Source organism: Microbacterium sp. Se63.02b, assembly GCF_014171575.1.
In the GTDB taxonomy this organism is placed as follows: domain Bacteria; phylum Actinomycetota; class Actinomycetes; order Actinomycetales; family Microbacteriaceae; genus Microbacterium.
Genome location: NZ_CP050453.1, coordinates 736,052 through 758,593, shown reverse-complemented (window position 1 = coordinate 758,593; position 22,542 = coordinate 736,052). Strand labels below are relative to the sequence as shown.

The window sequence follows — 22,542 nt, the reverse complement described above, 5'->3', positions numbered from 1 at the left end:
TGACTCGGCCCCATCGTTTAGCGGCCTAGGACGCCGCCCTTTCACGGCGGTAGCACGGGTTCGAATCCCGTTGGGGTCACACCTTCCGATACAATTGAAAACAAGTATGGCCCTGTAGCGCAGTTGGTTAGCGTGCCGCCCTGTCACGGCGGAGGTCGCGGGTTCAAGTCCCGTCAGGGTCGCTCCGTGCGATGAGCTCTTTCTTCGGAGAGGGCTCTTCGTCTAGGACGCGACAGGTTCGCCGGTCGCGCGGCTCTGTAGCTCAGTTGGTAGAGCGTTCGACTGAAAATCGAAAGGTCACCGGATCGATGCCGGTCGGAGCCACTGGAACCCTCGCGTAGCTTCTACATCGCGGGGGTTCTTTTATGCGCTTATCAGGGTTTTTCCGCGTCAGCGACTGCCTCCCTCCGGGCAGGCTCTGGGGTTTTCAGTCGTGGACTCCGCACAAACTCCGCACTATCAGGCTCAGGCAGCAGCGTCGCCCGAACGCAACTAGCGCCCAATCCTGACCCCAAAGTCTCGATGCATCCCCAGAGATAGAAGCCCCGTGTAGTTGCTAGCGAAGGGCACGGCACGAAGGTGGTCAATCAACGCTCGCTGACGAATCGTCACTGAGCCCTGTTCACCAGTCAAGCGCGCCTTCGCCACCGCGTGGATCGCGTCGATCTCGTCGGCGAAAGCGGATGCAACTGCGAGGTTGATGGAAGGGAACGCGAACTGGATCGTCTCTCGCCACTGTTGCACCCCCTCTTCGGCGCTAGGACCCTTGCTGAGGAACCGGATGGACGGTCCGTGGTGGTCGACGATCACGCCATTCGGGTCCTCCTCGCTACCGAGGCGCAGCCCGGATTTCCGAGGTTGCACTGCAAGCCCGTGCTTCGTCGAGTTGTACACGTTAGCCTCGCGGGCGAGCAGCGCGGCTGCCCGAGTCAAGAGAAATCGAAGGACGTCAGCGTCCTCTGTCCATGCCTCCGCGGATACCTCAGCAGGCGCATCGAGCCTGCCGCGGAATACCTCGCGCAATAGCTCATTGCGCGGAGGGCTGGTCAACAAGTCGCCCGCCATCTGCTTGAACTTCGCGAAGCTCGTCAACGACGAGAGCTTCAGCGGCGGACAAGGCTCCGGTTCCACGTGCGCGAAGTACAACCGCAGGAGTGCCTCCGCCGCGAGGTACATGATCGAGATCGACTCGACCACAGCGAATCCGTCGATCTCTTCGTCGTCTAGTGGCACCTCTAGCTCGACGCCCATACCCCACGCACGGACACCTCCAACGAGCGCGGGATGCAAGGCGGCATCGGCGTCGCCGAGGGCGACGAGCAACGCGATTCGAGTTCGCAGGTACTGCGATGGTGAATGCGAATAGAAGTCACGGTTCAGCTCGTCCGCAAGATTCAGCCCGCTCGCAGGATCAGGCGCCGGCGGCTGCTCATCAGTCATCGATGGATCGTATCCGCAGCCACGGACACTACGATCGGGTAGAGCGGAAGCCCTCTCCTCACTCCGCCCCGGGCTGCTTCTCGCACCGGATTAGATCAGCCCGTCCAGCTTCTGGCCCATGATGCCTGCAGCTTTGGTGGAGCCCTTGATGGTGTTCATGTACACGTCCTGGGTCATGCTCGGGTTCTCGTGTCCGAGGTAGTCGGCGATCTCTGTCGCGGACAGTCCAGCCTTGTCAAGAATCGTGGCTACCGACTTTCGGAACGCGTGCGTTGACAATCCCGGGTACCCCAGGCCGTCGCGACGGTCTCGAAGCTCCCGCTGCGTGTTCGAGGGATCGCGAGGGCGCATCAGCGGAGTCGGGAAGATGAGGTTGGTATCGGCGCGCAGCCTCTCGTGCCGCTTGTGAAGGAGGAGCATGGTCGCTTCCGGCAAGTGGGTGGTACGCGCGGACTTGTCGGTCTTCGCGAACTCCTGCCGCACAATTCCCCGCCCCTTCACACGCACATTCTGCGCGACAACGGAAGCTGTGCCGGCGGCGAAGTCGATAGCGCTCGCTTCGAGCGCGCACACCTCGGCCACTCGCCACCCTGACGCGAGCATGAACGTGATCAGATCCACCGTGTCCCACTCGTTGAGCTTCTCGTCCTCACGGACGCGCTGGAGAAACATCGGCAGTTCGTCCAACGGGATTGCGGTGCTGCCCTTCTTCTTCCTTTGGGTGACGCGCTCGAGCTCACGCACGGGGTTGTGCGACAAAGCCCCGTTCCGCACCGCTAGGCCGAGCATGCCACTCAGCGCCGATCGGCAGTTCTTTGCTGCCCCCGGGCCGGCTTCCTTCTCAACGGCGTTAAGGAACTTCTGCAGCCGTTCAGGTGTGGCCTCGGCGACTGAGAGGTCGCCGATCCGGGGCGCGATATGAGCGGTGACTGCATAGCCGTAGGTCTCCAGCGTGCCTTCTGAGCGCCCCAACTCACGCCGGGACTCCAAGAACCTCTGGCCGAGGGCGCGGAGGTGCGTTGCCGGTTTCAGCTCGCCACCGCGGTCGGCCTCGATCGTGGTCAGCGCATGCCTCAGCGCGGCCGTCGCCTTGGCCTTGCTCGGCGCGTGCTTCTCGATCTGGCGGGATTTGCCGTCCGCGAAACGATACCGCGTGCGGGCACGCCACTTCCCCGGCTGAACCTCGGCCACGTGGATGGTGCCGTAGGTTCCGATCGCCATTCGAGGTCTGGCCATCAGACTTCACCGTCGGTGGATGCGCGGAGTTCGTCAATGAGCACACGCGTGACGCGCCCACGCGCCTGCGGCGTGCTGTCCTCGCCGGCACGGAGCAGGGCCTCGACTTCAAGGGAATGGCCCCAGAGTCGCGCCGCGTACTGCTGAAGCAGAGGTGGGCGTATCCCAAGCTTCTTTGCCGCCCGAGACTCTGCAAGGCTCACACTAGGCCGACGAGCGCTCTGACGCGTGTCACGGTCGGGCACCTCCGTCATGGCCCCCCACTGTGCATCCACCTGGTCATACGACTCGGACTTCCTGCCGTGCACCCTCATATGCTCAAGGGCCGCCATCTCGAGTTCCTCGTCCCACTCGTGATCCCCACCTATCGGCGCGGCGCCCACGTGCGCATAGTCGCCATCCTCGAGCGCGATCGGTGCGCCCGACAGTACGCGGTTGACCCACTCCCGCCGCACGGGCTGATCCTCACGGAGCTCGTACGGCCGTTCCAGCAACTCCGCAGCCCCAAGAAGGTCGGCGAGTCGAAGCGGCTCACCAGAGAGCTTTCCAAGTGCGAGTGCGAGCGTGAGAAGCGTCGGAACCGTCGGCGCAGCCTTGCCCCGCTCAATCGCCTGGACGCTAGACAGGCTCCACGTTGCTCCGTAATCGCGTCCAACGGTCGCGATCGCCTCAAGGGTAATCCCGTGCCGCCGCCGGTAGGCGGCAAGAAATCCGCCCACCGCTTCCGCGTATGCCATTGATTCCATGCTTACAAGTTACCAGAATCATGTAGCTTGTGTTACGGTACCTCACAAGTTACAAATTTCTGGTACTCGCTATCAAAGGACTCCGCATGACACAGACGACGAACACCCTCCTCGACGTTCACGATCTCTCCGCCCAGACCGGCATGTCTGTGTCGACTATCTACCGCAAGCGGTCGCTCGGTGAGCCGCTCCCCCGGGCCGTGAAGATCGGCGCCGCTGTTCGCTGGCGTCAGGCCGATGTCGACCGTTGGATCGAGGAGCAGCTCGAGCCGGCGATGTGATGCGTCCTCGCCGGACCCATTGCGCGCGGAAACCGTGCGGAACTTCGAGGCAACTGTCGGGACCGACACGTTCCGCGTGGTGTTCCGCACGTGGCGCGCCCCGCCGTCGCCTAGATAACCCGCGCACGGGAGCGGAGATGCGGACGGAACCCCATCACTTCTCTATTGGCACCTCGGAGGCGAAATAGGTGCAGTCCGCGCAGGAGAAGTGCGGGGGTGACTTCCGCACTACCGATCTTCCTCGGCTCCCGGGAGCGTGCCTGCTCTTGCCTCGCCCCCGAAGCGGCCTGCTGGTGCTCAACACGCGCACGGCAGGGTGCAGGCGCGGATACGAAGGGACCGCAACCACAAGATCGACATCACGCTCGAACCCTGAGCGAGCACTACCCATACGGAAGAAACAAAAAGGGCCACCGAGCTGCAACTCGGCGACCCCATGGCGGATCTGAAAGGAGATCCTGCATTTGACTACCACCAGCGTACCTGAAGACCGCGATATCCCCGAGGCGCTCGGGAAGCGGTCCACCGCGCAGCAGCTCGTTGAGTTGGCCCTCGATCACTACGACCTTCACGTCGATACCGATGGCAAGCCTTTCGGTGTTCGCAAGGGCGGTCACGTAGCGATTCCTCTCCTCGGCAGCAGACGCTCCGTCCGCAAGGAACTCGGCGGCATGTACCGGCGTCGGACCGCTCGCACAGCCTCGCAGAACGCGTTGACTGAGGCGATGAGCGCGCTTGAGTACGAGGCGGAGGAGAGTTTCGAGCCCATCAAGCTGCACCTGCGCACGGCGCGCCCCAGCGACGACGAGATCTTCATCGACATCGGCGATCGCAGTGAGCAGGTCATCCGCGTGACGGCAGCCGGCTGGGAGATCCTCGACGGCGACGATGACCTTCCCGTGCTGTTTCGCCGCACCGCCGTGACCGCCCCTTTGCCCGTCCCTGCGCGCGGCGGAAACCTCGACGCATTGTGGGAGTTCGTCAATCTGCCGGCCTCGGACCGCGGCTTGATCATCGGCTGGCTCGTCGCTGCGACGATCCTTGTCGGTCTTCCGTGCCCGGCCTTGGCTCTGCTCGGTGAACAGGGAACCGCCAAGACCAGTAGTGCACGACGGCTCTTCTCCCTGTTCGATCCGACCACCGCGCCGGTGAGGCGCCCACCGAACGATGCGGACCGGCTGCTTCACGCCGGGGCTCACTCGCGCGGCGTGGTCTTCGACAATATGTCGTCGATGCCGCGTTGGTTGTCGGACGGCTTGTGCCGATTCGTGACCGGTGAAGCTGATGTCGACCGCGCGCTGTACACCGACGACGACGTGCGCATCATGCAGGTGCAGGGCGTCCTGGGATTCACCAGTATCGATATCGGCGTTCTCAACGGCGACCTCGCCGAGCGATGCGTCTGGGGAGATCTTGAGGTGATCCCCGCAGACAGGCGTCGCTCAGAACGCGAGTTGAACTCCGCTTGGAACGCGAGCTACGCCTCGATGGTGGGTGCATTGTTGGACCTTGTTGTTCTGACCTTGCAGCAGCTGCCCGTCGTGAAACTCGGCAACAAGCCTCGGATGGCGGACTTCGCCGAGATCTTGGCCGCTCTTGATCATGCAACGGGGTCAGACACTCTGAGCCGTTACCGGCGGGCGCAAGATTCTGTCGCCGAGGACATCGTGAGCACCGACCAGTTCCTGGTGGCGATCACCGAGACGATCAAACGTCGCTGGACGGGTACCGGCAAGGCCCTTCACGAGCTCTTGCGCAGACCCTCGGACGATCGCTATTGGCCCGAGCCTCGTGGCATGAGTGGCAAGCTCCGGCGAGTGGCTCCGGATCTTCGAAAGGCAGGGTGGCAGATCGACGAGATCAAGCCGGACCCGACCACCAAGCGTTCCAAGACTTGGGTTCTGGTGCCTCCGGATTCCGCCATCTCCGATGCGGATCTTGCGAGCGTGAAACTGACCCGCGAGTTCGTCGCTGAAGACGTTCGAGCGTGGATCGCTAGGTTCATGGCGAACGGGGCCACCGCCTCATGCGCCACCGACCACGGATCCGCTGCGAGCTCGGGCTTCCCTATCACTTGCCGGACGCCCGGCTGCACTGCCGGCTGGCGCTCCGAGTGGGACACGCCGTTGCAGCGGTCCCGAGCGCTGACCTCACGACTCGCGGACGAACTCACGGCTCTCGGTATCAGCGTTGCTGACCTGGACCAGTACGTCGGCAGCGATCCCTTTGCACCTCCGGGTAGGGGCGAGGAGACCGTAGCCCCACCTAAGACCGAGCCCCGTTGATCGGGGCTGACCACTACACCGCACCGTTAGGAGAACACCATGCGAAGGACCCGTAGTCAGCTCCGAGCTGCGCAGATCGCCGCGCTGCAGGCCGAGCAGGACGCCTACGACAAGAACGTGAACGACGCGATCAAGGTCGCGGCGTTCGCACGCTGTGACGCCGTCGAGCAGCTGTACGAGCTTCTCGACGTCCAGCCTGAACCACCCATCATTCGTGATGGCAAGCACGGCCGCTACGAGGTCACGTCCGATAAGGACGAGGCCAAGCGCGCTGCTCGCCTCATCGAGGCTGTCACCGTCCTGCTATCAATTGAGGAGCAGCCTACGACGCAACCAGTCGGCAGTGATCGTCAGGTTCCTGCTCAGGCAGCTGAGAGACCGCCGCAGGCGGCTTCTCCGGCCCTGGTCGCGACGACTTCAAGCACGCCGACGGCGGTCAAGCAGCCAGCCGCCTGAGCGTTGCGTCGCCCGCGGCCCCGTGCGGTCGCGGCGAGTAGAGAAACCCCATCTGCCCTCGAAGAGGCGCTGATGGGGTTTCTCCGTTTCGGAAGGTGGCGCCACGACCTGTGCGTGGAGGCGGGAGCCTTCATCCGGGTGTCGGGCCGGAGGCCTGACCAAGGAGTATCCAAGGACAGGAGCGCAGCGATATGTCTGACGGATAAACTGCTTGCCGTTATTCGTGTAGTCTGGGACCACCCTCGCGGAGCGGGGAAGCAAAGGCCCAGACTGCACAAAGAACCGAGCGAAGGGGACGACCTGATGACGAGGACCGGCAAGGCGAGCGAAGCGACGCCGCGTCGTCCGAGGAAGAGGGTCGTCAACTTTGCGAAGCGCCGCACACTGAGGTTCAGCGACGACGAGGAACGAGCCGTCGACGACGTGCGGCGAGCTTTGGCCAAGTCCTCCGGACGCGACCTCGAAGAGGTCTCCTTCTCCGAAGCTCTGCGCCTGCTCATTACTGACCGTGAGGGTGCCGCCGAGGTGGAAGCGAGGGCGCTGGCTATCGAGCGCCAGGGCCCGAACGTGACCGACTGGGGCCTGGCCGACATCTCCGATCGGCTCGGGTACGAGCTCGGTCCGATTCGCAATCACATCGCGCATATCGGCGGCAACCTCAATCAGATCGCGAAGCGGCTGAATATCGGCGACCCGGTGACCGCTGGGGAGGTCTCGGAGGCTCTCCTTACGGTGGCTGAGCTACGCGATGTTCCCGACGATATCGAGAAGCGCATCGCACGCCTCGTGGACCATGGCCTGCCGCCGCGCGGGACGGTGTAGTTATGCCTGTTGTGGTGGCGAGCTCGACGCGGTCGGCCGATGCGCTGATCAACTATGCGCTCGATGACAAGCCCGAGCAAGATGGCGAGCGGTACGTCATGGCGTCCGGCGTGGGCGGCATGCTGGTATCGGTCGCGAAGCAGCAGATGCGCGACGTCCGCAAGAAGTGGGGTAAGGACAAGCCTGGCGCGTTCGTCCAGGCGTATCACGTCATCCAGTCTTTCGCGAAGGACGAGTTGGACCCCGAAGAGCCAGACGACTGGCTGACGGCTCAGAAGCTCGGGACAGCACTCGCAGAAGAGAGGTTCCCCGGCCGACAGGTGCTCGTTGTAACACAACGAGACGGGCGAACAGGCTGTGTGCACAACCACCTCGTCGCGAACTCCATCGAGACCAAAACCGGCCGCAGTCTCAACAGTTCAGTCGTCACGCACGCACGCCTTGTCGAGGCACATGAGCGTGTTCTTGAACAGCGCGGCTTCGAGCAGCGAGCGGACCTCAAGCAGGCCTTCAGCGACGCGAACGAGCGCTTCGAGCGGGGCGAGCCGAGCGGTCTTCGCCGCGCCGGGTCGACCGCGGACAGTGAGCTTCGCGAATGGCAGCGGCACATCATCTGGGAAACAGAATGCGACCTCGCGGATGAGTTCGGTGCGCCCCGCAACAAGCAACCTTTTAGTCTCACCGTGCTGAGGGCGAGCATCGAGAACACGCTCGCCGATCCAGCCGTTGTCGACTGGGACAGCTTCGTCGAAGTCGGTAGAACCCGAGGCGTTCAGATCGAACAGCGCGGCAAGAAGGGCCGTGGCATTTCGTACGGCATGCTTCGCGAGAATCCGGACCGAACCCCAGCCGATCCAACGCCGAGTGATCGACGCCGCTGCACCACACTCGGCACGGCCTTCGAGAGGGACGCTGTTGAGACCGCTTTCGCTCGCAACAGCGCGGTGACATTGTCCGTGCCACAACACACGACTGTTGAACGCCGACTGTCGCCCAAGAAACGCATGATGATCGCTCTGGACGAGGCGACACAGGAGGCAAATCGCGCCGCGCAACGCCTGGTGGCTACAGCCCTGTCAAACGCCGACGCGATGACAAGCGAACACGAGAATTCCGGTGCGCACGCTCCCACCGAGCTACCCGCAGTCCCGGGCACAATGGGACTGTCGGAACTCCGAGAAACTCAGCCACGGATCGCGGACCCAGAGGAACCAGAAACGGAGGTCACGGTTCCCGACTACCGTCCGCACGACGTCGAGCAACCGCGATCGGCGCGGCCGCAGGCTAACACCGGTGAGAATCAGGAGACCTCCCCCAAGCCTCGCCCGCTGCGACTGCGGTTCCCCGCACTCTTCGAAGAGGCGGAGCTTTCCGCGCCCGATCACCAAGAACGGAGCATCGGCGACTAGCACTGTGCAGTGGGTGGCCGGTGACCGCCTCGTGTCCATATAGTGGTCCGACGGTGCCCACACTACATAGTCGCTAGTGGCAGTCCGAAAAGCGGGCTTCAGCTGGTCCTTTACAGGCCGGTTCGTGGTCACTAACGGGACACCGGCATTTCGCTGGGCAGCAGGGGTGGCCAGAACATGACCACAATATGGTCGCTCGGCGCCCACTGATCTCGGCCGTTTCGCATTCTCCACGTTGAGTTGTCGACGCCATGTCCGAGTCGGCACTCACGGGCATGATGGATGGATGCAGATCCATGAGACAGCCGACAGCTTCGACCTGCCGGATGAGCGCGTGTGGGTCGTGGGCGACCTCCACGGCAATGCTGGATGGATTCAAACGCTGCTGCCCGCGATGCGTCGGCATGACCCATCGCTGCGCACCATCCTTCAACTCGGAGATTACGGTTTCGAGCATGCTCAGCCCGGGACTGGCCCGGTCGATTATTGGGCGAAGCGCACAGGCATCGAGCGCGTGCTGGTCACGCCTGGCAACCACGAAGAGTGGAACCACATCACCCCGGCGCAGGAAAGCGCCTCCGGTATGGCGATCAGGGTCAGTGACGTCGTGTGGCTCATCCCCCGGCCGTTCCGTTTTCAGATCGCGGGACGCGAGGTGCTATCGCTCGGCGGCGCGTCCAGCGTCGACAAGGCGTTTCGAACTGCGGGCAAGGACTGGTTCGAGGATGAACTCATCACGGAACCGATGGAAGCCGCCGCGATTGCCGGCGGCCCGGCCGACCTTATGCTCACGCACGAGTCTCCAGCGATCGCGGTACCGGAGGTGCAGCGGCTGCTCACGAACAATCCGCATGATTTTCCTCCCGAGGCGTTGGCCGTATCTGCTGCACAGAGAGAGCGTGTGCAACGTGTATCTGATGCTGCGCTCCCCCGCTTGCACATGCACGGCCATATGCACGTTTACGGTAAGTTTGAGCGCGAGGACGGCAGGACCGTGGTCAGTCTCGATCGGGACACGTTTGCCTGCAACGCAGGAGTGCTCGACCTCGCGGGCCTCGCGTTCAGCCCACTTCCACTCAACGAGATCCGCGGCGGAAGACGACGGTACAAGCACCGCGCTGATCAAGGCGATGGCGCCGTCGTTCGCAGCTGATGGACCGGCGGATCGTCACCCTCCGCGGGATGATGCGAGCAGCCCGGAAGCGACTGGCCTCATGCGCTCTCCACTTCGAGGCGCAGATCGCGCTGCCCCGAACCGGTTGCTGGGGGCTTAGCGAGCGCCCCAGCTCCGTAGGAGCATTCCGCTGAGCCCTGTGCTCATCCGCCCAGAACTCGTCTCCGGGCGTGGCACAAATCTGACCTCTCTGCCCTTCTAATCACGGGAATGAGACCTCAGCGGACGCCGATGGAGCTAAGTGTGTCATTGGACCGCCAGCGGCCTGGATGATGATGAACCCGGCTCGATGCTGAACTCGATGAGCCGAATCGTATTTACTTTGTTTATTTCGCGGGGCAGCTCACGTTGCGCGCACGCCGGCCCACGCAGCTACGTGGTCACGTCGCTCTGAACACATCGACGCGGGACGTCGATAGCTAGGTCACGGGCGCCTGCCCCGGCCGCGCCGACTACGACGATGTCGACCTGATCGCTGAGGTTCTGCATCAACAGTGACCCCCCGCCGCTTACGCAAGCTATACTCGCTAATGACCGTTAGGATCCGATGATGTCGAACGCAACCGCACACCCCCTCCGCAGCGATCGACGCGCATACCTCACGGCGACTCGGTCGGACGAAGGTCGCGAGATCACCATCAAGATCGTCGGTCCTGTGGAATTCACGGACCACGAGGCCGAGGAGCTCGCGCACGAGCTGAACGTGCTGGGCTCCAGCGGTCGGCGCGCTCACCTCATCAGCATCCTGCAGGGCGTGAACAAGGCGCTCCGGCTCGAGGAAGAGCCTGGGCACTCGTCGCTGACGGAGGCTGAGCTGGACGCACTGCGCGCAGCCGGCTCGCTCGTTGAGCCGGAGAACGCGCTGCCTGTCGAAGAGCGCCCCAGCGTGCTCACGGCCCTCCGCCAGCAGGACATCCTCGCTGAGGCGCTGCCGACTAAGCGCGTCGCAGAACTGCTCGACGTGACCGAAGGCCGAGTGCGCCAGCGCCACGGCGAGGGGACTCTCTTCGCGATCCCGGGCCCCGGCCGCGGCCTGCGGTTCCCGACGTTCCAGTTCACCGACCACGGTGAGCTCCCGGGCTGGGGAACGGTGAGCCGAGCGCTGCCCGAAGGGGCGAACCCCGTGGCCGTGGAGTACTTCCTCACTCACGCTCACCCCGACCTGGGAGACGGCGAGCTGACTCCTGCCCAGTGGCTCGCAGCCGGCAAGCCCGCAGAACCTGTCGCGGCGCTGGCCGAGCAGGCGTTCTCGATCCGATGAGCGCGCTTCCTGCCCCCGACGCATCGAAGTTCCCGCATCCTCTCCCCCCGAGCGCTGTCCGTACGCTGCCGGCCGGCACGATCTTCGGACGCATCTACGACGCCGGCGGCGCTCACCCTGCCCGGTGGCACGAGCTCCGCCACTTCGGGCCCACGGGGAGCCGATTCGATCACCACCCCGATCCCGTGGGTCACCATCCGAACCACGCCGTGACCTACGTCACGCCCCAGATCACGGTTCCACCGGAGACGGCAGTTCAGAGCCTCCTGCTCGTTTGCCTATCAGAGTGCTTCAGCGACCGAGGCGTCATCGAACGCGGTGGCGTCGGAGCGGGAGGGACCGGGGGCACGCAGCCTCGGTTCGTGCTGTTCGCGACCACCCGCGAGATCACACTCCTCGACCTTATCGACAGCACCTGGGTCACGGACGTCGGCGGGAACGATCAGATCAACACTGGCGATCGGTCGCTGTCCCGGCCGTGGGCCCGCGCCATCCACCAGGCATATCCCGACGTCGACGGCGTCTTCTACCGCCCCCGCACCATCGCGCAGCGTCCGCAGCTCCCCGAGGCTCGCCGCGGCGCTGTGGGAGCGCGCCGAAGACGCCCTGCCGGTGAGCCCGACCGCGGACATCGAACTCAGCTCGCCTGGACTCACCGTGACGCTCGAGTCGTTCGCGAAGACCCTAGGCCTCGGCTTGGCGTAGAGACCCGAAAGGAGGGTGTCATGACCGCCCGTACCTGGTCTCAAGACCTCGAATACCTTCGCACTACGCTCACGCGTGCTCAGCAGACGCGCTATCGGCGCCAGGAATTTGTCCAGCTCGAGGACGGCAACACGGAGCTCGGATGGGTTCTCTATGAACGCGAGCAGATGCTCGCAGCAGTGAACGCTCTCCACGCCGCTGCAGGCAAAGCGCCCGTCTCGAGCGACCAGCTCCAGGCTGCAGAAAGCAGTGCCTGTGGCCATGTCGACTATACGTCGAAGTTCGCCATCGGGTGCGCGGACCTGGTGGCCGCGGAATGAGTCCGTCATCCGCCACCCCGCACGCCTCCGACTCGGCCGAGCAGCGCATGGCGGAGCAGCGCATGGCGGAGCGCGCGATCGTCGCGGCCGTCGCCGAGCAGCTGGGCGTCGCGCTCACTCCCGCTCGGATCGCGATCGATGACGCCCACATGGAGATCGACGGGCGACCCCAGACCGCATGGTCCTCGTGGAGGCCTACGCCCGTATCGGCGCACTCAAGGGTGCGCAGCCCCGCAAGCTCGCCACCGACGCGTTCAAACTCGCCTGGGCCGGTCAGAAGCTCGGTGCGACCCGGCTCATCCTCGCCGTGGCTGACGAGGCGGCGGCCAGCTACCTGCATCGCCCGGGCGCGTGGCTGACGGCTTCCATCCGCGACGCCGGCATCGAGATCATCGTCGCCGAACTCGGCGACGTGATGCGCGAAGCGATTCTCGCGGCGCAGGCTCGTCAGTACCGCTGAGATTCAGCTACTGTAGCTCGCGGCGGCCGCGACGGAACTTCTTCTTCTTGAGCGGCGCCGTCGGCCGTGGATCAGCTGCCTGCGAGAGCGGATCGACGTACCCTCGCCGGTTCGCCGGCACCCACCCCTTTGGTGTGTGATCGCGCTCAGCATGGCGTGCGTCGAGCCCGGCCTCACGCCGTTGCCCACGTGCGCGCCCCGCGCGCGCCTGGCGCTCTTTCGCGATGCGTTCACGCTCCTGCTCACGCAGGACGTCCGCTCGCCGCTGCTCCTCAGACGTAAGCCGCGGGGCGCCATCAGAGGAACGAACCGGGTGCTTCTTTCCGTCGCCGACGCGCAGACGGATACTCGCGGCGTTCTTCGCCTTCCAGTTCGTCCCCTGCTCGAACCCGCGCGCCTCTCCCACGGCGGCCTCAGTGCGCGGCGTCGTACGCCTGCTGCACCGCGTCGGGGACGCGGCCGCGGTCGGAGACCTGGTGACCGTTCTCCTTCGCCCACGCGCGGATTGCCGAGAGGTCGCGCTTGGCGGCGCCCTGCGAGTTCCGGCGCCCACGGCCTCCGCGAGTACCGCCGGCGGACACCCGGCGGGCTGCCGCGATCCACGGCTCAAAGGCCTCTCGCAACGCTGCTGCGTTCTTCTCGGACAGATCGATCTCGTACGCGGTGCCGTTCAGGGAGAAGGTCACCGCCTCGCCGGATCCGACTTCCAGGACTTCTCCGTCGATGTCGTCGACGAGCTGATGCACGATTTTGCGGGCCATGCCGCCGAACATATCAGCCAGCATCTAAGCCGAATCGCAATGGTGGCCGATATCCCGCGAACTGCGTGCGGGATTCGAGACCACTCTTGTCGATGTCGACCTCTCGACGTACCATTACTAATGCATTACTAACACGCTTGGAGGCCTCGAATGGCTGCACGACCGATCAGTTTCGCCGTCGAAGAGACGGACGTCCCTTTGCTCCAGGAGCTCGCCGATGCGTTCGGCGGCGGCAACCGCAGCGAATTCCTGCGCGTCGCCATGAAGGAGTTCAAGAAGAAGCTCCGCGTCCAGCAGATGAACGATCTGCACGCCGAGATGCTCGAAGAGCGCGGCGGCAAGGTCTACACGACCGAGGAAACGCTCAAGCTCATCGAGGACTTGGGAACCTCATGAACAGCCAGCGGGAGCGCCCTCGGATCGCGGTCGTCTACGACATCAACGTCTACCTCGACCACATCCGTAGCGGCACCGGAATGCTGCTCCCCGACAAGCTCCCCTCCCCTTCGGCGGCATCCGACGCTCTCTCGCTCGCGTTCGATCAGCAGGTGCGTTTGTTCACCTCGCCGCACATCCTGCGGAACGTCCACCGCCTGATGATCGCCTCCGGGCAGTCTGAACGAACCACGGCCAAGTACATCGAGTTCGTCGCCGAGGCCTGCGACGACTCCGGAGGCGCGATCGTGGACCCGGTCGTCCGCGACTATGCCATCGGGAATCACGAGGACAATAACATCCTCGCCCTCGCGAAGGACCCCGCCGTCGACGCGGACGTGATCGTCTCCTCCGACCATCACCTCATCGATCTCGGTCCCGCATGGAACGGCCGGCTGATGATGCGGCCGCGACAGTTCACCTCGCACATGGTTCGGTCCAGCTTGCAGAGTGCGGCTCAGCACACCCCCGCCCCGAAGGTGCCGCGGACTCCCGCGCCACCGAAGCGCGTCTCCGATGCCTTCCCCGAGCTTCGCGGTGTGCACCTCGATCGGTATGGTCTTGCTGGCTCCTCCGCACCTCAGCGAGAAGATGGCCTGCAGCACTGAGAACAACCCGGGACACTGCCGACCTTCGAGGACAATCCGTGGGAATGCGGTCAACGAGGGCATCGTGCATGATGACCTCATGAGCGCATCGCACGACGTCATCACCCCCGCCGAGCTCGGCCGCGAACTCGGTCACAACGACGGTGATCGGCCCGGCATCACTGTGCGCCGCTATCTGCGCGAGCGCTACCCCGACCACTTGAAGAACCAGCGCTGGGAGCTGACCCCCGAGCAGGCCGACGAGGTTCGTGCGCACTTCGGCAGGACCTCGGCGTGAGCGCTGACTCCCTGCACGACCTCACCAATCCTGCCGTCGCCGCGCTCACCGGAGAGCGCTGGGCGATCATGGAGGCCGCGCAACTCGTCCCCGCCCGTCCCGGACTGTACGCCATCTACGGCGACGAGCAGGCCTGGCGGGATCTCCAGCTTGAGCCGGCTCCGGATCATCCCCTGTACGTCGGCAAGGCCGAGGAGAGCCTGGTCTCGCGCGACCTGAACGGTCACTTCGCCACGAACCCGAAGTCCAAGCCCCGCACCGGCGGGTCCACGGTCCGGCGGTCGTTCGCCGCCCTCCTGCGCGACTTCCTCGATCTGCATGCGGTCCCGCGCAACCTCGCGAAGCCGGAGCGCTTCGCGAACTACGCCCTTGCCGACGGCGGCGACGCACGCCTCAACGAGTGGATGCACGCGCGCCTCCAGCTCTCTGTCTGGCCGGCGCCAGCGGACATGCGGGTCCCGCTCGGCGACGTCGAGACCAGCGTCATCGTGCGCCTCACACCACCGATCAACTTGGACAAGAACCCCGGCAGGCTCCCCGGCTCTCGGCTGCTCGAGCCGCGATGGCCGCCGAGGCCGCCGCGTGGCGCCCCGAGGGCTGAACGCCATCGTGGAACTCGAGATCACCGCTACTCCGCGCGAGACACTCGTCTGGGCGCCGTCGACCGAGCACGCTGCACAGCTGCGACGAGAGCTGACTGACTCCGGCTACCTAGTGCTCGATGCTGATCCGTGGGAGCTGAACCAGCAGAGCATCATCCCCGAGGGCGAGCATCTCGAGTTCGACCCTGCGCGGATCTTCAACGTCGACATCGGCGCCGACGCGAACGCGTCCCTGCAGATGCTCGTCGACTCCGGTCACGTGCTCTTCTGGCACCGGTGGCATCCGCGACCAGCCCGGAAGATCTGGGGGGTCGCCGTCTCGTCGCAGCGTGGTCGCCGAGCAGGCACCAGTCCGGTCGAAAGCGCCGTGCACTTCGGACTCAAGGTCCGCGGCAGCCGCGAGCTCGGCCTCCGCATGTCGCGCGAGACCTACGCCCGGATCAACAAGCGCTCCTCCCTGCAACGCTGGTACCGCGAGGAGGACCCGTATCTCTGGGACGCGATCGACGACAGATACGAGGACCCCGACCACCGCATCTACACAGACGCATGGTGCTCGTTCCTCCAGGAGCTGGCACTGGCGAACTACGACCTCAACATGGCGCACTTCGCCTCCCTCGACACTGCCGAGTTCGATGCCGCGCTGCAGGCGGCAATCACCAGCCAACCGGGCATGACCGAGGTCACCGATCTCACGAAGTGGGATGGGGTGCCCGGCCTCTACGTCATGGTGCTCGACGAGTACCGCCAGGCGTATGTCGGCGCGACGAACGCCTCGGTCGGAGTGATGAAGCGCATCAAGCAGCACTGGACCGGTGCGAAGCCTCTGGACCGGTTGATCTGGCCCGATCCCCGAACGTCCATCCTCTCGATCGACAGCTTCAGAGCTCTCGACACCACGCGCATCTTCGCCGCCAGGACCTCGCGGTCGTTCGACGGTGAGAACCCGCTGCTGGACCTCTTCCCGCCGCAGTTCATGTTGAACCGCATCATGGGCGGCCGCGATGTAGTGAAGCTCGCCGGCCTCGTCGGCGTCGACCAGGTCATCAGAACGCGCGTCTTCGACGCCGCCGCGCCTGACCAGCAGACTGAAGCCGCGAGCAATCTCAGTCAGGCCTGAGACACCTTCAACAGGCGAGCCGCTTGCGCTTCACCCGTGCTGTCAGCTCAGCGCGTAGGTCAACAGGTAGCGGTGTTCCCGTCGATGATCTCGAGGTCGAGCGTTCCGGTGATTCCTGCCAGGTCCGCGGTTCCCGAGCCGGGCACGATCTCGTAGCGCAGCTGTTGGTCGGGTGCCGTCATCGTTCCGAACTGCTGGAACGCGAAGCCTCCGCGCAACCCGTCGAGCTCGCCGTCAACGGTTTCCACGGCGACATAGCCCGCCTTTCCGGTTGCCGGATCGCCAGCTGCGAGCATCGTCCCGGCCCCCTGCCCGGCAAGGTCACCCCGCCATGTCTTGGTGATGACCATTCGGCGGATGCCCGCCTGATCGTGCTCCGCGGGCTCGAGCGACACCTCGAACGTTCCTCTTGCCGTCCTCATGTCGCCACTGACCTCCGCGGTCCTGATCTCTTCGCCCATCAACGCGCTCAACGGTGTCCTCTTCCTGTCATGGCTTCGACGTTACGGGGCGCGAGAACCAGCGTGCTTGAAGATTCGCGACACCATGTGTCCGTCGGGACTCGCCTGGAACGAGCCACCAACTGCAACAGAACAGCCCCCATTCGCTCCGAGAGCGTGGGGGCTGTGCCGACTAGTGAGCGAAGTGCTTACTCGCGGCTGAGGCGCACGGTCATCGTGGTGCCCATCGCGGTGACCTCGTAGCTGAGCTCGTCGTTCTCGTACGTGAACGTCTTGGTCGCGTCGCTCGATGCCATGATCGAGGACTCGGTCTTGGACGTGTCGTTCGCCGAATCGAAGGTGAACGAGTCGCCCTCTGCCGGGACCTCGACGGTGCCGGCCCAGTACAGCGACTTCGTGTCACCGCCGTCGGCGACCCAGTGGACCTCGATCGTGTCACCGGTGATCGTGGCCTCCTGCCACGCGTCCTCGGAGTTGGAGTTGTTCTGCTTCCAGGAGCCCTCCAGACTCACCGGCTCCGGAGCTTCCTCCTCCTGGACCTGCTCGGTCTCGGACGAGGAGGACTCGCCGCCAGACGACGAGCTGGACGGTTCGGGAGATGCGCACCCCACGGCGCTGATGCCGAGGAGTGCCAGAAGTGCGATGGTCGCGCCGAGCTTGGGTGCTGTGATGTTCAAGGGATGCCTCTCCGAGCAGGTTGATGTCGACGCTGACCGTATCAGCGCCTACTGACACCTTCGGTTCTCAGTGCGAGACGCGAAAGGCGCTGATGACCATCGTTACCGGACGGTCATCAGCGCTCGCGTGGCGAGCTCCCCGTGCCCGTCATGGCGTCGATCGCACGGGCTCGAGCAGACCTGCCACCTCGACGAACGCGTCGGCTCGTCGCTTTACGCGTGCAGCTCTCTCCTCGAGATCCCGCACGAAGAGAGCCTGCGGCGAAGGGTGAAACGTCCGAACGACGGTGAGACCCCGCTCACGCTCGATCTCAGGGGACTGCCTAAGCAACCGGCGCCAGGCGTGATCCGCATCACCACCCTGGAGTAGCACGACCTTCAGCCTCGGCGCGAGTTCCAGCAGGTGCAGGATCGTCTGGACGCCGGCATCCAGCTCAGCCGCCTTCGGGGCGCGGTTGATGTACCAGGGGTACGCATTCCACGGCAGCAGCTCGTACGGAGATAGCGCTGCTTGCTCGAGCAGGACCGCCTGAAGCTCGGCGCTGCCGTCGTTGTTCTCGACGCAGATGAAGCCCGAACCCTTGCCGTCCTGCGTCGCGGGCCCTGGATCGCGAAGAATGCTCAGCACCCGCGCTTCGACTCCACCATGAAGGGGCGCGACGTACGGCGCCCACCCGCGGCCGACCTCACGCAGTTCGTCGACGTACTCGTTGACCGGCGCGATGTGCAGCGCATAGCGATCGTCCCACTGCTGCTGTCGAAACTCAGGGTCCGCCATACGTCGGGGCATGCGCCGACGGTATCAGCCAGCGTCCGTCCGGGTGTGCGGGATGCCGCACGTGCGACCGAGGGAGTCGCCACCCATGAGGCATCCCGCGTGAGGCCTCCCCAGCCTCGTCCCCAGAACCGGACACCCGCGGGGGCCCGCGGTGATCCGATACCTCAGGATGCCGCGTGACAGCGGCCGGCACAAGGTTCAGACGAAAGGTGGTTGTCACCGTCTTTCGTGACCGCAAGACTCGTCGTGAACTGTTCTTCGGAGACGGGAGCACCATCATGGGTCAGCGCGACGCATCAGAGACCATCCGGCAACAGCAGGCAGAGCTGCAGGCACGGCTCCCGTTCGACGATGAGCGGGATCTCGCGGCGGCCGAGCGAGGATTCATCGGCACGCTAGACGAGCCTGCGATCCGCAACGCCGCCGGCGATATCATCTGGGACGCGTCCACCTATGACTTCTTGCAGGGTGATGCTCCGGAGACGGTGAACCCGAGCCTGTGGCGCCAGAGCACGCTGGTCGCCAAGCACGGCCTGTTCGAGGTCGTGCCCGGCCTGTACCAGATCCGCGGGCTCGACCTGTCGGTGATGTCATTCGTCGAGGGCGACACCGGCGTGATCGTGATCGACCCGCTGATCTCGAAGGAGACCGCAGCCGCGGCGATGGCGCTCTACCGGCGTCACCGCGGTGACCGCAAGATCACCGCTGTCATCCACACCCACTCTCACATCGACCACTTCGGCGGCGTGCAGGGCATCGTCTCACAGGCCGACGTCGACGCGGGGGTCGAGATCATCGTCCCCGCGGGCATGGTCGAGCACGCGGTGGCAGAGAACGTCTACGCGGGCACCGCGATGGGCCGGCGCGCCGGGTACATGTACGGCGCGGCACTCGCACGCGGCCCGCAGGGGGCAGTCGGCGCCGGTCTCGGACAGACGACGTCGACCGGGGAGGCGACCCTGCTCGCGCCGACGCTGGAGATCACCGAGACGGGGCAGACCCACACCGTCGACGGGCTGGAGATCGAATTCCAGATGGCGCCGGGCACCGAGGCGCCCAGCGAGATGCACTTCTACTTCCCGAAGTACCGGGCGCTGTGCATGGCGGAGAACGCCACGCACACGCTGCACAACCTGCTCACCCTGCGGGGCGCGGTCGTGCGGGATCCGCACGTGTGGTCGCAGTACCTCACCGAGGCCATCGAGCGTTACGGCGACGACGCCGAAGTCGTGTTCACCTCGCACCACTGGCCGACCTGGGGCAACGCGGAGATCCGTGAGTTCCTCGGTCTGCAGCGGGACCTGTACGGGTACCTGCACGACCAGACGCTGCGGATGCTGAACCAGGGCATGCAGGGCGCCGAGATCGCCGAGGCGATCCAGCTGCCGCCCGCGCTCGAGAACGCCTGGCACGCCCGCGGCTACTACGGCTCGGTCAGCCACAACGTAAAGGCCATCTACCAGCGGTACATGGGCTGGTTCGACGGGAACCCGGCTCGGCTCTGGCCGCACGCGCCGAAGGAGCAGGCGAAGCGCTACGTCGACGCGATCGGAGGCATCGACCGGGTCCTCGAGCTCGCCCGCGCCGCCTTCGACTCGGGAGACTTCCGCTGGGCGGCCACACTGCTCGACCACGCGGTCTTCACCGAGGAGAACAATGCGGAAGCGAAGGCGCTCTACGCCGACACCCTCGAGCAGCTCGGCTACGGCGCTGAGAACGGCACCTGGCGCAACTTCTTCCTCTCCGGGGCGACCGAACTGCGCGAGGGAAACTTCGGTACCCCGACCGTGACCAACGCCCCAGCCATCCGAGCGCAGCTCACCCCGGAACAGCTGTTCGATGCCGTCGCGATCACCGTCGACGGCCCGCGCGCCTGGGACCTCGACCTCGGATTCGACATCACACTCAGTGATCTCGACCGCTCGTTCCACGTCACGCTCCGCAACGGCGTGCTCGTCTACGTCGAGCGCGAACCCGCCACAGATGCCGCACTGCATCTCACCCTCACCAAGGAGCGGCTCATCCGCCTCGCCGGCGGAGACCTCGACGCCGAGGGCCTGGACGTGCGCGGCGACCTCGGCGTCCTGAAGCAGTTGCTCGGCGTACTGACCCCCGGAGACCCGGCATTCGAGATCGTGCTGCCCTAAAAGACGGCGCGCATGGACGCCACCGAGAAAGTCACTCATCCCGGCCGGTGGTTGGAGGTGGCCACGGTGGTGCTGCTGTCCATAACCGCGGTCATCACCGCATGGTGCGGATTCGAGGCGTCGAAATGGGGCGGTGAGATGTCTATCGCCTTCAGCCAAGCGTCCAGCGCACGTGTCCAGGCCGCCTCCGCCGAAAGCAGGGCCCAAGCGGCGCGCCAATACGATCTGACCATCTACACCGAATGGGTGCTCGCCACCGCAGACGACGACCAGGAACTCGTCACCTTCATCGAGGAACGCTTCACGGACGAGTTCCGGATCGCGTTCGACGCCTGGACGGCGGAGGGGCGCGTATCCCAGGGGCCCCTCGCCAGGGAGGAGTACATTCCGCCGGGGACCGAGGAAGCGGAAGACCTGCACGCGCGCGCGGACGCCAAGTTCGACGAAGCACTCGTGAACAACCAGCGCGGAGACAACTACGCTCTGCTCACCGTGCTCTTCGCGCTCGTGCTGTTCTTCGCGGCGCTGTCCCAGAACCAGCGCGCCGAATGGCGCCGGCGCACCTTCTTCATTCTGGGCCTGACTCTCGCTGTCATCGGTGTGGTCATCTTGGCGACGTTCCCCGTGAAAGTGTGACTGGCGTCGAAGCCCTGACCTCTCGGCCATAGCCCAGCGAATAGTCTGGTGAAGCCGGTAACCGAAAACCGGCCCGGCACGAGCTATCGCACGAAGAGGGAACTGCACAGTGACGTCACCGACCACGAACCGACGCTCGGGAGTGCGCTGGTCCTTCCTCGCCGGGCTGGCCATCGCAGCGGTCGTCGTCGCCGTCGACCAATGGACCAAGATCTGGGCCGCCTCTGCGCTCTCGGGCGGAGAATCGAAGGACGTCCTGCCACCGGTTCTCGAGTTCCAACTCACCGTCAACCGTGGCGCCGCGTTCTCCCTCGGCACCGACTTCACCTGGCTGCTCGGACTCCTCGCCGCTGCCGCCGCGGTCGCCATCACGGTCTACCTGTGGCGGGTGGGATCGCTCTGGTGGGCAATCGGGCTGGGCCTGGTCCTCGGCGGTGCGATCAGTCATGCCGCTGACCGCCTGGCACGCGGTGGCGTCATCGACTTCATCGGCTACTTCGATCTGTTCATCGGCAACGTCGCCGACATCGCGATCGTCGTCGGCGGCATCTACCTTGTCGCGCTCGTCCTCCTGCGTGTGCCGACCCGCCGCATCAAACCGACCCCGGCGCCCTCGCCGGCGTCGTAGCTATCGCCAGGGCATGTGCTGCAGGCACCAGGTGTTGCCGTCGGGGTCGGCGAAGAAGGCGTAGAACACTCCGCCGAGGTCCTCGACCTCGCTGATCTCGACGCCGCGCTCGACCAGTTCGGCACGAGATGCCTCGATGTCGGCGACCACCAGGTGCAGCCCTCGCAGGGTCCCCGGAGGCATGTCGAGCGTGGGCAGGCCCTCGGCCAGGGTGATCGAGCATGCCGAACCCGGTGGCGTGAGCTGGACGATGCGGACGCCGGGCTCTGGGTTGATGTCGACGTCGAGCCGAAAGCCGAGCTGGTCTCGGTAGAAGGTCTTTGCTCGTTCGATGTCGGTGACCGGAACCGGCACGAGCTCCAGCAACAAGGCTCCCGGCGGCACGGGTGGGTTGGTCAGATCGTTGACGGTGTCGCTTGGGGGAGTGGATGCGTCGGTCATGGATACCGCCCTTCTTGAGCTGGATGCCCCGCAATCGAGGGGCCGATGATCTGCGGTCCGAGTCTGCCCTCGGCCTCGATCTCCGCCAGTCTCGCTGACGGCTACCGAATCGTCGACCCTCGGGCAAGGGCTTCGAACAAGCCCATCTCTTGCCACCTGAACGTGCGCTCTCGATCGGCGATCTCGATTGCCCGCCGGAGCTCGCTGAGTACGCCGGGGATGATTCGATATTCGTGCCGATAACGCAGAACGCCGATGACTACGGCGTGGAGCTCGACACGGTGACCTGACACCACGCGTGGCGATGAGCCAACTGCTACACGATCAGTGGCTCCGTTCCGGCGTGCGCTAGCGGCGACCGTCCAGGCTCAACGCC

Annotated in this window: 26 protein-coding genes and 3 tRNA genes; 19 read left to right on the top strand and 10 right to left on the bottom strand. The window is 65.0% G+C overall.

The window, feature by feature from the left end; all coding sequences use genetic code 11:
• Window positions 1–6 precede the first annotated feature (6 nt).
• The 3 genes from G4G29_RS03800 to G4G29_RS03790 all read left to right on the top strand — a co-directional run bounded on the left by G4G29_RS03800 (window position 7) and on the right by G4G29_RS03790 (window position 324).
• Window positions 7–79: transfer RNA gene (locus G4G29_RS03800), tRNA-Glu, on the top strand.
• 29 nt (window positions 80–108) lie between these two features.
• Window positions 109–182, top strand: a tRNA-Asp gene (locus G4G29_RS03795).
• 69 nt (window positions 183–251) lie between these two features.
• Window positions 252–324: transfer RNA gene (locus G4G29_RS03790), tRNA-Phe, on the top strand.
• A 168-nt stretch (window positions 325–492) separates the two neighbouring features.
• Here the strand turns inward: G4G29_RS03790 and G4G29_RS03785 are convergent.
• From G4G29_RS03785 to G4G29_RS03775, 3 genes are all read right to left on the bottom strand, one after another.
• Entirely contained in the window at window positions 493–1,440 is a 948-nt protein-coding gene (locus G4G29_RS03785) for a hypothetical protein (protein WP_183151872.1), read from the bottom strand.
• A 90-nt stretch (window positions 1,441–1,530) separates the two neighbouring features.
• A complete protein-coding gene (locus tag G4G29_RS03780) occupies window positions 1,531–2,661 on the bottom strand; it encodes a tyrosine-type recombinase/integrase (protein ID WP_062635495.1) in 1,131 nt (376 codons plus the stop codon).
• 14 nt (window positions 2,662–2,675) lie between these two features.
• Window positions 2,676–3,413 carry a helix-turn-helix domain-containing protein gene (locus G4G29_RS03775; protein ID WP_062635493.1) on the bottom strand — a complete coding sequence of 246 codons (738 nt, stop codon included), beginning with the start codon at window positions 3,411–3,413 and terminating at the stop codon, window positions 2,676–2,678.
• A 95-nt stretch (window positions 3,414–3,508) separates the two neighbouring features.
• Between G4G29_RS03775 and G4G29_RS03770 the strand changes: the two genes are divergently transcribed.
• The 7 genes from G4G29_RS03770 (at window position 3,509) to G4G29_RS03740 (ending at window position 11,110) form a co-directional block, all read left to right on the top strand.
• The gene (locus G4G29_RS03770) at window positions 3,509–3,703 is read left to right on the top strand and encodes a helix-turn-helix domain-containing protein (protein WP_062635491.1); all 195 of its coding nucleotides are present in this window, start codon (window positions 3,509–3,511) and stop codon (window positions 3,701–3,703) included.
• A gap of 464 nt (window positions 3,704–4,167) precedes the next feature.
• Complete coding sequence (locus tag G4G29_RS03765; protein ID WP_051667911.1) at window positions 4,168–5,988, top strand: hypothetical protein; 1,821 nt, start codon at window positions 4,168–4,170, stop codon at window positions 5,986–5,988.
• Window positions 5,989–6,027: 39 nt separating this feature from the next.
• Window positions 6,028–6,444: a hypothetical protein gene (locus G4G29_RS03760; RefSeq protein WP_029266140.1), complete on the top strand. Its 417-nt coding sequence runs from the start codon at window positions 6,028–6,030 to the stop codon at window positions 6,442–6,444.
• 303 nt (window positions 6,445–6,747) lie between these two features.
• A complete protein-coding gene (gene mobC / locus G4G29_RS03755; RefSeq protein ID WP_029266142.1) occupies window positions 6,748–7,266 on the top strand; it encodes a plasmid mobilization relaxosome protein MobC in 519 nt (172 codons plus the stop codon).
• 2 nt (window positions 7,267–7,268) lie between these two features.
• Window positions 7,269–8,675, top strand: coding sequence for a relaxase/mobilization nuclease domain-containing protein (locus G4G29_RS03750; protein ID WP_029266145.1), 1,407 nt, complete (start codon window positions 7,269–7,271; stop codon window positions 8,673–8,675).
• A 286-nt stretch (window positions 8,676–8,961) separates the two neighbouring features.
• Window positions 8,962–9,828: a metallophosphoesterase gene (locus G4G29_RS03745; protein ID WP_051667912.1), complete on the top strand. Its 867-nt coding sequence runs from the start codon at window positions 8,962–8,964 to the stop codon at window positions 9,826–9,828.
• Between the two features lie 571 nt (window positions 9,829–10,399).
• A complete protein-coding gene (locus G4G29_RS03740) occupies window positions 10,400–11,110 on the top strand; it encodes a hypothetical protein (RefSeq protein WP_102207978.1) in 711 nt (236 codons plus the stop codon).
• A 281-nt stretch (window positions 11,111–11,391) separates the two neighbouring features.
• On the opposite strand, the gene G4G29_RS03735 is transcribed toward G4G29_RS03740, so the two are convergent.
• Together G4G29_RS03735 and G4G29_RS03730 are read right to left on the bottom strand one after the other, a co-directional pair.
• The gene (locus G4G29_RS03735; protein ID WP_210274235.1) at window positions 11,392–12,078 is read right to left on the bottom strand and encodes a hypothetical protein; all 687 of its coding nucleotides are present in this window, start codon (window positions 12,076–12,078) and stop codon (window positions 11,392–11,394) included.
• A gap of 62 nt (window positions 12,079–12,140) precedes the next feature.
• Window positions 12,141–12,284 (bottom strand): hypothetical protein, encoded by a 144-nt coding sequence (locus tag G4G29_RS03730; RefSeq protein WP_156040315.1) that lies wholly within the window; start codon window positions 12,282–12,284, stop codon window positions 12,141–12,143.
• A gap of 29 nt (window positions 12,285–12,313) precedes the next feature.
• Between G4G29_RS03730 and G4G29_RS03725 the strand changes: the two genes are divergently transcribed.
• On the top strand, window positions 12,314–12,595 hold the full coding sequence (locus G4G29_RS03725) for a hypothetical protein (protein WP_029266155.1): 282 nt from the start codon (window positions 12,314–12,316) through the stop codon (window positions 12,593–12,595).
• A gap of 413 nt (window positions 12,596–13,008) precedes the next feature.
• Here the strand turns inward: G4G29_RS03725 and G4G29_RS03715 are convergent, their stop codons facing one another.
• Entirely contained in the window at window positions 13,009–13,356 is a 348-nt protein-coding gene (locus G4G29_RS03715) for an Lsr2 family protein (RefSeq protein ID WP_029266159.1), read from the bottom strand.
• A 150-nt stretch (window positions 13,357–13,506) separates the two neighbouring features.
• Between G4G29_RS03715 and G4G29_RS03710 the strand changes: the two genes are divergently transcribed.
• The 5 genes from G4G29_RS03710 to G4G29_RS03690 all read left to right on the top strand — a co-directional run bounded on the left by G4G29_RS03710 (window position 13,507) and on the right by G4G29_RS03690 (window position 16,398).
• On the top strand, window positions 13,507–13,752 hold the full coding sequence (locus tag G4G29_RS03710) for a hypothetical protein (RefSeq protein ID WP_029266161.1): 246 nt from the start codon (window positions 13,507–13,509) through the stop codon (window positions 13,750–13,752).
• The gene (locus G4G29_RS03705; protein WP_029266162.1) at window positions 13,749–14,399 is read left to right on the top strand and encodes a hypothetical protein; all 651 of its coding nucleotides are present in this window, start codon (window positions 13,749–13,751) and stop codon (window positions 14,397–14,399) included. Before G4G29_RS03710 ends, G4G29_RS03705 begins: the two co-directional genes overlap by 4 nt.
• A gap of 79 nt (window positions 14,400–14,478) precedes the next feature.
• Window positions 14,479–14,676, top strand: a complete 198-nt coding sequence (locus tag G4G29_RS03700; RefSeq protein WP_071327683.1) for a hypothetical protein — start codon at window positions 14,479–14,481, stop codon at window positions 14,674–14,676.
• Window positions 14,673–15,377: a GIY-YIG nuclease family protein gene (locus tag G4G29_RS03695; RefSeq protein ID WP_183151869.1), complete on the top strand. Its 705-nt coding sequence runs from the start codon at window positions 14,673–14,675 to the stop codon at window positions 15,375–15,377. Before G4G29_RS03700 ends, G4G29_RS03695 begins: the two co-directional genes overlap by 4 nt.
• On the top strand, window positions 15,286–16,398 hold the full coding sequence (locus G4G29_RS03690) for a hypothetical protein (protein WP_183151868.1): 1,113 nt from the start codon (window positions 15,286–15,288) through the stop codon (window positions 16,396–16,398). Before G4G29_RS03695 ends, G4G29_RS03690 begins: the two co-directional genes overlap by 92 nt.
• Window positions 16,399–16,457: 59 nt before the next feature.
• Here G4G29_RS03690 and G4G29_RS03685 read toward each other — a convergent pair whose 3' ends face one another.
• From G4G29_RS03685 to G4G29_RS03675, 3 genes are all read right to left on the bottom strand, one after another.
• Window positions 16,458–16,859, bottom strand: a complete 402-nt coding sequence (locus G4G29_RS03685) for a DUF3224 domain-containing protein (protein ID WP_197971866.1) — start codon at window positions 16,857–16,859, stop codon at window positions 16,458–16,460.
• Between the two features lie 188 nt (window positions 16,860–17,047).
• Window positions 17,048–17,536 (bottom strand): hypothetical protein, encoded by a 489-nt coding sequence (locus tag G4G29_RS03680; protein ID WP_029266170.1) that lies wholly within the window; start codon window positions 17,534–17,536, stop codon window positions 17,048–17,050.
• A gap of 148 nt (window positions 17,537–17,684) precedes the next feature.
• Entirely contained in the window at window positions 17,685–18,326 is a 642-nt protein-coding gene (locus G4G29_RS03675) for a uracil-DNA glycosylase (RefSeq protein ID WP_029266173.1), read from the bottom strand.
• A gap of 266 nt (window positions 18,327–18,592) precedes the next feature.
• Between G4G29_RS03675 and G4G29_RS03670 the strand changes: the two genes are divergently transcribed.
• From G4G29_RS03670 to lspA, 3 genes are all read left to right on the top strand, one after another.
• On the top strand, window positions 18,593–20,461 hold the full coding sequence (locus G4G29_RS03670) for an alkyl sulfatase dimerization domain-containing protein (RefSeq protein WP_036331343.1): 1,869 nt from the start codon (window positions 18,593–18,595) through the stop codon (window positions 20,459–20,461).
• 12 nt (window positions 20,462–20,473) lie between these two features.
• Window positions 20,474–21,097, top strand: coding sequence for a hypothetical protein (locus G4G29_RS03665; protein ID WP_051667916.1), 624 nt, complete (start codon window positions 20,474–20,476; stop codon window positions 21,095–21,097).
• Between the two features lie 109 nt (window positions 21,098–21,206).
• Complete coding sequence (gene lspA, locus G4G29_RS03660; RefSeq protein WP_081859717.1) at window positions 21,207–21,725, top strand: signal peptidase II; 519 nt, start codon at window positions 21,207–21,209, stop codon at window positions 21,723–21,725.
• Here the strand turns inward: lspA and G4G29_RS03655 are convergent, their stop codons facing one another.
• Window positions 21,726–22,166, bottom strand: coding sequence for a VOC family protein (locus tag G4G29_RS03655; RefSeq protein ID WP_036331298.1), 441 nt, complete (start codon window positions 22,164–22,166; stop codon window positions 21,726–21,728).
• Between the last annotated feature and the right edge of the window lie 376 nt (window positions 22,167–22,542).

What these genes read in the sequence shown, in the direction of transcription:
- G4G29_RS03655 (WP_036331298.1), bottom strand. Translation starts at nt 22,166, where the DNA reads ATGACCGACGCATCCACTCCCCCAAGCGACACCGTCAACGATCTGACC.
- mobC (WP_029266142.1), top strand. Translation starts at nt 6,748, where the DNA reads ATGACGAGGACCGGCAAGGCGAGCGAAGCGACGCCGCGTCGTCCGAGG.
- G4G29_RS03715 (WP_029266159.1), bottom strand. Translation starts at nt 13,356, where the DNA reads ATGGCCCGCAAAATCGTGCATCAGCTCGTCGACGACATCGACGGAGAA.
- G4G29_RS03710 (WP_029266161.1), top strand. Translation starts at nt 13,507, where the DNA reads ATGGCTGCACGACCGATCAGTTTCGCCGTCGAAGAGACGGACGTCCCT.
- G4G29_RS03780 (WP_062635495.1), bottom strand. Translation starts at nt 2,661, where the DNA reads ATGGCGATCGGAACCTACGGCACCATCCACGTGGCCGAGGTTCAGCCG.
- G4G29_RS03725 (WP_029266155.1), top strand. Translation starts at nt 12,314, where the DNA reads ATGGTCCTCGTGGAGGCCTACGCCCGTATCGGCGCACTCAAGGGTGCG.
- G4G29_RS03770 (WP_062635491.1), top strand. Translation starts at nt 3,509, where the DNA reads ATGACACAGACGACGAACACCCTCCTCGACGTTCACGATCTCTCCGCC.
- G4G29_RS03700 (WP_071327683.1), top strand. Translation starts at nt 14,479, where the DNA reads ATGAGCGCATCGCACGACGTCATCACCCCCGCCGAGCTCGGCCGCGAA.
- G4G29_RS03685 (WP_197971866.1), bottom strand. Translation starts at nt 16,859, where the DNA reads ATGGGCGAAGAGATCAGGACCGCGGAGGTCAGTGGCGACATGAGGACG.
- G4G29_RS03670 (WP_036331343.1), top strand. Translation starts at nt 18,593, where the DNA reads ATGGGTCAGCGCGACGCATCAGAGACCATCCGGCAACAGCAGGCAGAG.
- G4G29_RS03760 (WP_029266140.1), top strand. Translation starts at nt 6,028, where the DNA reads ATGCGAAGGACCCGTAGTCAGCTCCGAGCTGCGCAGATCGCCGCGCTG.
- G4G29_RS03735 (WP_210274235.1), bottom strand. Translation starts at nt 12,078, where the DNA reads ATGGCCACAGGCACTGCTTTCTGCAGCCTGGAGCTGGTCGCTCGAGAC.
- G4G29_RS03750 (WP_029266145.1), top strand. Translation starts at nt 7,269, where the DNA reads ATGCCTGTTGTGGTGGCGAGCTCGACGCGGTCGGCCGATGCGCTGATC.
- G4G29_RS03745 (WP_051667912.1), top strand. Translation starts at nt 8,962, where the DNA reads ATGCAGATCCATGAGACAGCCGACAGCTTCGACCTGCCGGATGAGCGC.
- G4G29_RS03785 (WP_183151872.1), bottom strand. Translation starts at nt 1,440, where the DNA reads ATGACTGATGAGCAGCCGCCGGCGCCTGATCCTGCGAGCGGGCTGAAT.
- G4G29_RS03665 (WP_051667916.1), top strand. Translation starts at nt 20,474, where the DNA reads ATGGACGCCACCGAGAAAGTCACTCATCCCGGCCGGTGGTTGGAGGTG.
- G4G29_RS03775 (WP_062635493.1), bottom strand. Translation starts at nt 3,413, where the DNA reads ATGGCATACGCGGAAGCGGTGGGCGGATTTCTTGCCGCCTACCGGCGG.
- G4G29_RS03705 (WP_029266162.1), top strand. Translation starts at nt 13,749, where the DNA reads ATGAACAGCCAGCGGGAGCGCCCTCGGATCGCGGTCGTCTACGACATC.
- G4G29_RS03740 (WP_102207978.1), top strand. Translation starts at nt 10,400, where the DNA reads ATGTCGAACGCAACCGCACACCCCCTCCGCAGCGATCGACGCGCATAC.
- G4G29_RS03675 (WP_029266173.1), bottom strand. Translation starts at nt 18,326, where the DNA reads ATGCCCCGACGTATGGCGGACCCTGAGTTTCGACAGCAGCAGTGGGAC.